The sequence below is a fragment of the Alteribacter salitolerans genome, assembly GCF_016901055.1.
Classification (GTDB): Bacteria; Bacillota; Bacilli; order Bacillales; family Salisediminibacteriaceae; genus Alteribacter; species Alteribacter keqinensis.
In genome coordinates, this window is sequence record NZ_JAFEUX010000003.1 from 533172 (window position 1) to 542587 (window position 9416).

The following is a 9416-nucleotide window of genomic DNA, read 5'->3' on the forward strand; positions in this document are numbered from 1 at the left end:
AGATTAATAGATAGTAGGTGGCAATTTTAATGGTTGAAAATCAAGTCTCGTGGCTTCCACACCTGACAGAGGAAATTGTATCTGATGCGAGGGGCCCTGAATTAGACGCATATGCAATAGCGCTGGAAGGCTGGAGAAGAGGGCTTACGTTAAGGTGGCATGCAAAGGATTCTGAAAAGTTCAGTGAAATGGATACCTGGTTTGTAGATCGTCCGGGCAAACTATTCAGTTTAAGTTCTGAAGATAAAACACACTATTTCTTTAGAACACGAGGAGATAAAGTTACAAATGAAGCTGTAAGGATTGGGGGAGACAAAGAAGAGACTAAAAAACACTTGATTAAAGCAGGTGTCCCTACCCCAAAAGGTAAAAGATTTAAGGATAGTAAAGGCAATCAAGAAGAAATTATAAAATACGCATCTGAAATAGGTTTTCCTGTTGTTGTTAAGCCAACAGATGGTAGTTTTGGAAGAGGTGTAATAACAAACCTTCTAGAAGAACCTGAATTAGTGCAAGCTCTACATTACTTAAATGTTCAGTTAGGATTTAATGATATTATAATTGAGCAACATGTTAAAGGTGAGGATCTAAGAATCTATGTAGTTGGTGACAAGGTAGTTGGTGCAATTAAGAGAGTTCCTGCCAATGTTATAGGTGATGGTGTAAATACAATAAAAGGACTAATTGACCTTAAGAATCAAGAGAGAAAAAAGAACCCGCGACTTATAAGCTGCCCAATAAAAATAAATGATGATATGAAATACTTTATTAATAGTAACAATTATACTTTTACAAGCATACCGGCAAAAGGAGAGCTTGTATATTTAACTAATAAGAGCAATATATCAATAGGTGGTGATCCCTACGATGTCCTCGACGAAGTTTCTGTAATTGTTAAAGAAACTGCAATTGCTGCCTTGAACTCAGTTCCAGGGTTAGTTCAAGGTGCTGTTGATCTTATGGTAGATAAAGAGGAGGGAAAATATAATGATAAAGTAGAAGTCATTGAATTGAACCCAAGCGCACAAATTGGATCTTTATTATTCCCTATTAAAGGGAAATCTAGAGATGTTCCAAGTGCCATTATAGAATATTATTTCCCGGAAACAATTGGTACAAAAACTGATTATGATAAAATTTATTTTTCACTGACTGATGTCCTGGAACCTCTAGTTTCAAGAACGTCTTCAATTGCTACAGTATCCCCGGCACCCCTTGGTAAGATCTATGCTTCTAAATACACCGTTAAAGGAAATGTGCAAAACATATCCTACCATAGGGGTTTAAGAAAACAGGCTTTTGAAAGAAAGTTAAGTGGATTTGTAAAAAATCTAAGTAATAGTGATATAGAAGTAGTGGTTCTAGGTACCTGTAAAGAATCTATTGATGATTTTAAAAATGCATTGTTAGAAGATCCGGAACGTTCTGCAGTCTATGAGATTATCCAAGAAGATTGGACTGATCCTGTAAAAATCGGATTTGAAGTTAAAGCGGATTTAAAAACTCAGATAGAACAATTTAGATTTATGAAACAGCAGATGAGTAATTTAAAAAGAGAACTTCGTGACATAGAGAAACACAATAAAAAGTTTACAAAAAGCTTCTCTTGGAGAATAACATTTCCTTTCCGGAAGCTAAATGACTTAGTCAAGTTCCTAAAGAGAAAGGTAGGCTAGAGAATTATTATGACAGAGCTTAAGTATAATTGGCTGCCTCACTTGAATGGAAAAGCAATTGTTCCTTCAGCAGCAAGAGGCGATAAGCTTAGCATGTATTCTATAGCTTTGGAAGGCTGGAGAAGAGGCCTGGAATTAACTTTTTATTCACATAAACGAGGGAATAAAATTGAAGTAACATATAGTCTCAGGAACAATGAAAAAGTCCACCATTTTGCTGTATCTAAAGGGGATTTAGTCACCCCTCAAACAATGAAAATAGCAAAAAGTAAAATTCTTACTAAAGAAAAATTAATTAATGCCGAAGTCCCGGTTCCTCGTGGTAAAGAATTCAGTGAGGGTTCTACAGATGACGAAATTTTACAAAGATCATCAACTTTAAATTTCCCTATAGTTTTAAAGCCTACTAATGGAAACCTAGGGAAAGGAGTAATTGCAGGGATAAACACCCTTGAAGAACTGAGTGATTCTCTTAAGTATGTAAGAGGAGAACTTGGTTTCAAAGATGTTATTGTGGAAGAGTTTGTTGAAGGCGATGAATATAGAGTGTATGTAGTAAAAGGTGAAGTTATTGCTGCTACAAATAGAGTACCTGCTAACATCATAGGTGATGGTGTTTCTACAGTAAAAGAACTCATTGAAAAAAAGAATAAAGAAAGGAAGAGAAACCCAAACTTAAGTAGCAGATTAATTAAAGTAGATAAGGAACTAATAAGGAATCTTGATCAAGGAGGCTATTCACTGGAAAGTATATTGGGAAAAAATGCTCAATTCTATCTAAGGAGAACAAGTAATATTTCTACAGGCGGAGATCCAATTGATGTTACAGATGACTTAACGAATAATATTAAAGATATAGCAACAAGAGCGTGCGAGACTATAGGTTTAATTCAAGGTGGCATAGACATTATAGTAAATAAAGAAAAAGATACAGGTTATGTCATTGAGGCAAACACTAGGGCCGGCATAGGAATGCATTTATTCCCAATGGTTGGTGAAGCTCGTGATATTCCTTCCTTTATAATAGATTGTTACTTCCCTGAAACCAAAAATAATAAAAAAAACAACTCTAAAAAACAGCAATTACTTTACTTTGATTTTGAAACAATATTCCAAAAGTTAAATGATAGAACTTTAGAGGAAATTAAGGTACCTTCAATATATTCAGAAACTTTGATGTTTAAAAGTATTCTCATACAAGGTGATGTTTGCAAAGCGAATTATTATAGGTGGCTAAAGAGAAAGGCACAGAAGTTAGATATCAGTGGCTCACTGGAAAGGAAATCTCCTAATGAGATTCACTTAGTTACGGTGGGGAAAAAGAAAGATGTAGAGGGTTTAGTAGAGATTATTCAAACAGAGGAGCCCACTAATATTGAGATCGATGATGTAGAAGTTTCCTCATGGTCAAAACCAGTGAAAATTGGATTCGAATTAATAAAAGAAAATAATAACATAAAAAAAATTGAACAAAATCTTAGAAATGAACAAAAGATTAACTTCCAAATGAAAAAGGAGTATTTAGAAGATATTGCAAAGTTGAGGAATCAAAAGAAAAAAGCCGAGAAAAAGTACAATAGCGTTATTAAAAGTAAAACTTGGAGGTACACCTCTCCAATACGTAAATTTGCTAAAAAAATGCTTAATTTAGTTAAATAAAATATGATAGGAGGTACTTAAATGGAGAGCATCCAATCAATTAGCCTCCCACATTTAACCAGTGAAACAGTAAAAGGTGCCAGAAAAACAAAGCTTTGTGCCTATGCAGTAGCACTTGAAGGGTGGAGAAGGGGCTTAAAGTTAAAATGGTATACCATTGATAGTGGGAAGTTTGATAACATGATTACATTTGGAGTTAATCCACCAGGAAGACTTTTTTCACTTAGTTCTGAAGGAAGAACGCATTATTTTTTTAGAACTAGAGGGGATAAAGTTACAAATGAAGCTGTTGAAATAGGGTCTGATAAAGATGAGACAAAAATATTGCTATCAAAAGCTGGTGTTCCTGTTCCAGAAGGACATGTATTTTCTGAAAATGTTTCTAATGAAGAAATTTTATCCCTATCAACAGAGATAAACTTTCCTGTTGTACTTAAACCACTAAATGGTAGTCTGGGGAATGGCGTTATCACTAATATTAGAAACCCTATAGAGCTTAAGAAAGCACTGAAGTATGTTCGTTTAGACCTGGGGTACCTCGAAGTAATCGTGGAAAGATATGTACCTGGAGATGAATATAGAGTATATGTAGTTGAAGATAAGGTCATTGCTGCTTATAATAGGTTGCCTGCTAGAATTATTGGTGATGGAAATCTTACCATTTTCGAATTAATTGAATTAAAGAATAAAGAAAGAAAAAAGAACCCACGTCTCTTTAGCTGTCTAATTGAAATTGATCAAGAAACATTAGACTTTATTAATGATGCTGGCTACGACCTGGATAGCATACCAGGAAAAGGGGAAGAAATTTACCTAAAGGAAAAAACCAATGTTTCAGCAGGTGGAGATCCCGTTGACGTTACAGATGAACTTGATAAAGAAATTAAGCAAATTGCTATAGATGCTGTTAATGCAGTCCCCGGTTTGTACCATGGCGGGGTTGACATCATTATAGATACCAGTAACCCCGAAAAACAATCTGGAGTAGTTATTGAGTTAAACCCTACTGCACAAATAGGTGGTATTCTTTTCCCTGTTAAAGGCAGAGCTAGAGATATTCCAAGTGCGATTATTGATTATTATTTTCCGGAAACAAAAGAAAATAAAAAGAAAAAGTCGGACTTCTATTTTGATTTAAATACTGTTTTAGAACCATTACAAAGTAGGTCAGCCGTGGAGGTTGAAGTTTCTCCCGCGCCAATTGGGAAAGTTCATGGAAGGAAATACAAAATTTCAGGTTCAGTCAGGTCTGTAAGATTTCAAAAATATATAAAAAAAGAAGCACTTGACAGAAATTTGCATGGATATATTAATAGCCAAATGGACGGTTCTATAGAGGTTATTATAGCTGGTACAAATAAAGATGTGGTTCATAACTTTAAAGAGATTATTACTCAACATGAGATGAATGTAAAGATAAAAAAAATTACAGAAGAAAATTGGAAAGAGCCAGTAAAAGTGGGATTTGAAATAAGTGAAGGTATGAACTTATCAAGTATAAAATCAGTAGAGTCATCTCTCAAAAAGATGGAGAAAGAAATAAAAAAAGTAGAGAAAGAAAAAAGGAAATTAGAAAAATCAAGTATTCAAATTGAGCTTAGTAACTCATGGAAATATACTTCGATTTTTAGAAAAATAAGTACACTATTTAATATCGTTGCATGGTTTAAAAAAGTTACTAATTAATTTTAATAAAGGTGTGAGTATTCTAGTGAGCTCAAATAAAAAAAACTGGCTGCCTGGAGTAACAAACGATGTTGTTTATGATGCCAGAGGTACTACTCTTTGCCCTTATGTTATTGCGCTGGAAGGCTGGAGAAGAGGACTTATTCTAGAGTGGCACTCCAGTGAGACTACTAAAACAGATATAACTACAGTTGGAAACAAGAAGTTACCTGCCAGATTGTTCTCACTGGCATCAGATAAACAAACTCATTTCTTCTTTCGTTCACGGGGAGATGAGGTAACTGAGGAAGCGATCGAAATATGCAAAGATAAAAACCTTACTAAAGAATACCTTAAAAGATTTGGTGTTCCATCCCCTGAAGGTAGGAGGTTTACTGAGAAGCATACAAATGAAGAAGTGTTAAGCTATGCTTGTGATATAGGATATCCTCTAGTGTTGAAGCCTACCAATGGTAGTTTAGGAAAGGGAGTTATTGCTAATATCCTAGATGAAAAGGGATTATTAGGGGCACTAGGGTATGTAAAGGATGAACTGGGATATTCTGATATTATATTAGAAAAATATATTGAAGGAACTGAGTATCGAGTCTATGTTGTTAATGATCAAGTTATTGGAGCAGTTGAAAAATTACCACCTAATGTTACCGGTGACGGATCAAAAACCATTGAAGAACTTATTAAGATAAAAAATAAAGAAAAAAAAGATAATCCACATTTATCTAAGCGTCATATTAAGATTGATTACGAAGTTGTCCAATGCATCGAGTATGGTGGATACAGCCTTAATAGTGTACTTGAGGATGGTAAAACAATTTACCTCAGAAAGAAAAACAGCCTTTCATCCGGAGGAGAGCCGGTTGATGCAACTGATAAATTATCTGATAAGGTAAAGAAAATAGCCGTGGATTCTCTTAAAGCAATCCCTGACCTCCCTCAAGCGGGTTTAGATTTGATTGTTGATCATAGAAACAATACGGCTGCAGTAATTGAAATCAATGCAACTGCAATGATCGGGTCACACTTATTTCCGGAAAAGGGGTTAGCTCGTGATATTCCTTCCGCAATAATAGATTATTACTTTCCAGAGTCCAAAGGAGTAGAAAAAGCTAGTCTTTCCTTTGATTTTAATAGTATCAAAGCTCCTTTTGAGTCTTCATTGGTTGAAGAACTTAAGATCCTTCCGGCAGAACAGGGAAAACTTTATGCAAAAAAATATATCGTTAGTGGAAAAGTTCAAAAAGTCGGGTATAGACAATGGATTCGAAGGAAAGCTCTACAGCAAGGTTTGCATGGTTATACGAGGAATTTGAAAAACGGTCGTGTAGTAGTTGTAGTTGCAGGTACAGACGAAACAAAAGTAAGCAATTTTAAATCTACCTGTCATAAAGGTCCCAGTAAAGCCGCAGTGCAGAGAGTTACAGAGTACAGTTGGGAAAAGCCTTTAAAAACAGGTTTCGAAATTAAAAATGATGCATATAAAACAAAGAAACAAAAAGAAAAAAACGTTTTAGCGCCAGAGAGAACAGACCTCAAGGTTGAATTAGAAAAGTTAAAAAAAGAAAATTCCAGGATAAAAAGTAGTAAATCATGGAAATATACATTACCTTTAAGGAAGGTATTAAAAAAACTTAATGCAAAATAATTACACGTATCCTTTCTTGATACTCAGGGAGTGTGTTAAATGAATAAAAGTAGGAAAATAACTTTATGTGCAACAGGAGATATATTACTTCATAAACGATTATTTAAAAAGGCGAAGAGAATATTAGGAGGGTATGATTTTAATCCTCAGTTAGAACAGGCAAAGCCACTTTTTGACCAAGGAGATATAACGATAGTTAATCAAGAGTCTATTATTGCAGGGGAGTCTATTGGTTTATCTTCTTTCCCTAAATTTAACAGCCCTATTGAAATTGGCAGTACTCTAAAAGACTATGGCGTTGATATGGTGAATATAGCAAATAACCATGTTTTAGATCGTGGAGAAGAAGGTTTGTTAAAGTCTATTGAAAACCTAGACGAACTTGGGCTATCTTACGTTGGTGCATATAAATCAGTTTCAGATCAAGATGATTTACGGGTAATAAATAAAAATGGACTTAGGGTTTGTTTCTTATCTTATACAAGGGGTACAAATAATATAAAAGTACCTGACGATAAATCATTTATGGTAGATAAATTTGTACCTGCAAAATTGAAAAAGATTAAAGACAAGGTTAAATCTATTAGAAACAATGATATTGCAGATGTGATTGTAGTTTCTTTGCACTTTGGAAAAGAGTATCATTTGAACCCTTCTGCAGAGCAAAAAGAAGTGTCTGCCGATCTATCGGATGCAGGAGCGGATATTATATTAGGTCACCATCCTCATGTACTGCAACCTTTTGAATATATATTAAATTCTCGTGGTAAGCGTACATTTGCAGCTTACTCACTGGGGAATTTTTTCACTGGTCAAGAGGGGCTTTATAGACAAATTGGAGGGTTCTTATCTATAGATGTTGAAAAACCTTCAAAAAACAGTACAATGTTAAAGATAGATAAGCCTAAGTTAAAACTAACATTTGTCGATAGTACTGATAATCGTGATTTTAAATTGTCTCTTTTCGAAGATATTGTTAATAATAGACAAGTAATAAAAACAGATATGGGTGAGTTTAACTCACATGAAGTATATGAAGAACTCAAAACTAGGCTTTCTCAATGGGTTCCTGACATGGATATTTCATAAAATTCCCCCTATGGAGTACGGAGTATTAGCAGAAAAGTGGTGTTGACTTATGCAAAGAAAAACAATAGGGATACTTGGTGGTATGGGGCCTGCCGCTACAGCAGAATTATTCAATATCATTATTGATAATACGATTGCAGAGACTGACCAGGATCATATAAGTACAATTGTGATTAATGATCCACAAGTCCCTGATCGTACTAAATTCATTTTAGGAGAGGGGAAGAGCCCTGTACCAAAATTATTAGAAAATCTTAAGAAATTATATCTTATTGGTGCTGATGTAGCGATAATTCCTTGCATGACTGCTCACTCTTTCTTACCTGAACTCCAAAAGCAGTCTCCAATTCAAATAATTAACACTATGGAACTGGTGGAAAGATATATAAGTGAACATTATCCTTCATTAACAAGGGTTGGGTTATTAGCGACTACTGGATCAATTAAGTCAGGTGTATATAACAGATACTTAACCCGCCAAATTCTCACACCAACAGCAGATGAACAGAGAAACTTAATGAATATAATATATGGTTATGACGGTATAAAAGCTGGTAACGTAACTGCAGCAACTACCTTTGAAGTGGAAAGGATCATAGACACTCTAAGAAGGAACGATATACATGGAGTTATTGCTGGATGTACTGAATTAAGCTTAGTATTACATGAAAAATCTGTTCAATTACCTATTATTGATCCAATAAAAATACTTGCAAAAGAAGCAGTTAGATTAGGTAGTGCAAACTTATTTGCAAATATTTAATCTATTAAAGACTAATCTTAGAGATTAGTCAGGCTGTCGAGAAACCCACGCTTTTTTGAAGCGTGGGTTTCTTTATGTGGAGAAAATGAAATTAAGTGATGCAAATACCTTTTAAAAATAGGGCAAACCACCTCTCAGCTGGCTGTGAGGTGGTTTGCTATCTTCTTTATGTTCTGTGCTGTGGCTGTCATAATCGCTTGTTCCGATGCACCTTTCAAGCTGCGCAACCGGCAATAGCGAAGCCCGTGGAGCTGTTTTGCATCCGCGAAGCTTCGCTCTATTGTTTCTTTTCTTTTTTTGTAAATCAGTTTTCCTTCTTTTGAAAGCCTGTTTTCCCTGACTTTTTCCTTGCTCTCCTCCCAAACGTGGCGTGTAATCACTTTTTTATGGTTCTGTGCGTTTGTACATTGTGCAAGAAGTGGACAGTTTACACAATCTTTAGGATCGGAATGATAGTGGCGATAACCTTCACGGTTGGTGGTCGAATAAGTCAAGGTACTTCCATTAGGGCAGGTATACGTATTGGATTTCTTATCATAAATGTATTTCCACTTCGGCATATATCCTTTTTTCGGCTTAAAGCGGCGATGAGCGATGACACCCATAATCTTTCGGTTTTCCAGCCCTTTACATAATGGGATGGTTAAATAACCAGCGTCCAGTCCTACAGCTTCAACGTTGAATCCAAACCGTTTTATTTGACGATCCAGACGATTAAGGTAAGGTCGGGAATCGTGGATGTTCCCTGGTGTTAAGTGGACATCAGTAATAATATTGTATTTTAGATCTGTCGTGCGATGATCCAAATAGAAGAAGCCTTCGGGCTTTCCATCTCTAAACATGTAGCCGCTTTCTTTATCTGTTGTACTCACCTTAATTTCTTTTTCTTCCACCACCTCTT

General features: G+C 35.3%; 7 protein-coding genes. 6 read left to right on the top strand and 1 reads right to left on the bottom strand.

The window, feature by feature from the left end:
• The first annotated feature begins 29 nt into the window (after window positions 1-29).
• Genes JSY36_RS08605 through cuyB form a run of 6 tightly spaced genes read left to right on the top strand, consistent with a single transcriptional unit; the run spans window position 30 to window position 8515 of the window.
• Window positions 30-1676 carry an acylphosphatase gene (locus JSY36_RS08605; RefSeq protein WP_205166051.1) on the top strand — a complete coding sequence of 549 codons (1647 nt, stop codon included), beginning with the start codon at window positions 30-32 and terminating at the stop codon, window positions 1674-1676.
• Window positions 1677-1685: 9 nt separating this feature from the next.
• The gene (locus tag JSY36_RS08610; protein ID WP_205166052.1) at window positions 1686-3335 is read left to right on the top strand and encodes an acylphosphatase; all 1650 of its coding nucleotides are present in this window, start codon (window positions 1686-1688) and stop codon (window positions 3333-3335) included.
• A gap of 21 nt (window positions 3336-3356) precedes the next feature.
• A complete protein-coding gene (locus tag JSY36_RS08615; protein WP_205166053.1) occupies window positions 3357-5021 on the top strand; it encodes an acylphosphatase in 1665 nt (554 codons plus the stop codon).
• 25 nt (window positions 5022-5046) lie between these two features.
• Complete coding sequence (locus JSY36_RS08620) at window positions 5047-6663, top strand: acylphosphatase (protein ID WP_205166054.1); 1617 nt, start codon at window positions 5047-5049, stop codon at window positions 6661-6663.
• Between the two features lie 39 nt (window positions 6664-6702).
• Window positions 6703-7752 (top strand): CapA family protein, encoded by a 1050-nt coding sequence (locus tag JSY36_RS08625; RefSeq protein WP_205166055.1) that lies wholly within the window; start codon window positions 6703-6705, stop codon window positions 7750-7752.
• Window positions 7753-7801: 49 nt separating this feature from the next.
• Entirely contained in the window at window positions 7802-8515 is a 714-nt protein-coding gene (cuyB, locus tag JSY36_RS08630) for a cysteate racemase (RefSeq protein WP_205166056.1), read from the top strand.
• 134 nt (window positions 8516-8649) lie between these two features.
• Here cuyB and JSY36_RS08635 read toward each other — a convergent pair.
• Window positions 8650-9416 (bottom strand): transposase (locus tag JSY36_RS08635; protein WP_205166057.1); only part of this gene is annotated, 767 nt, incomplete at its 5' end.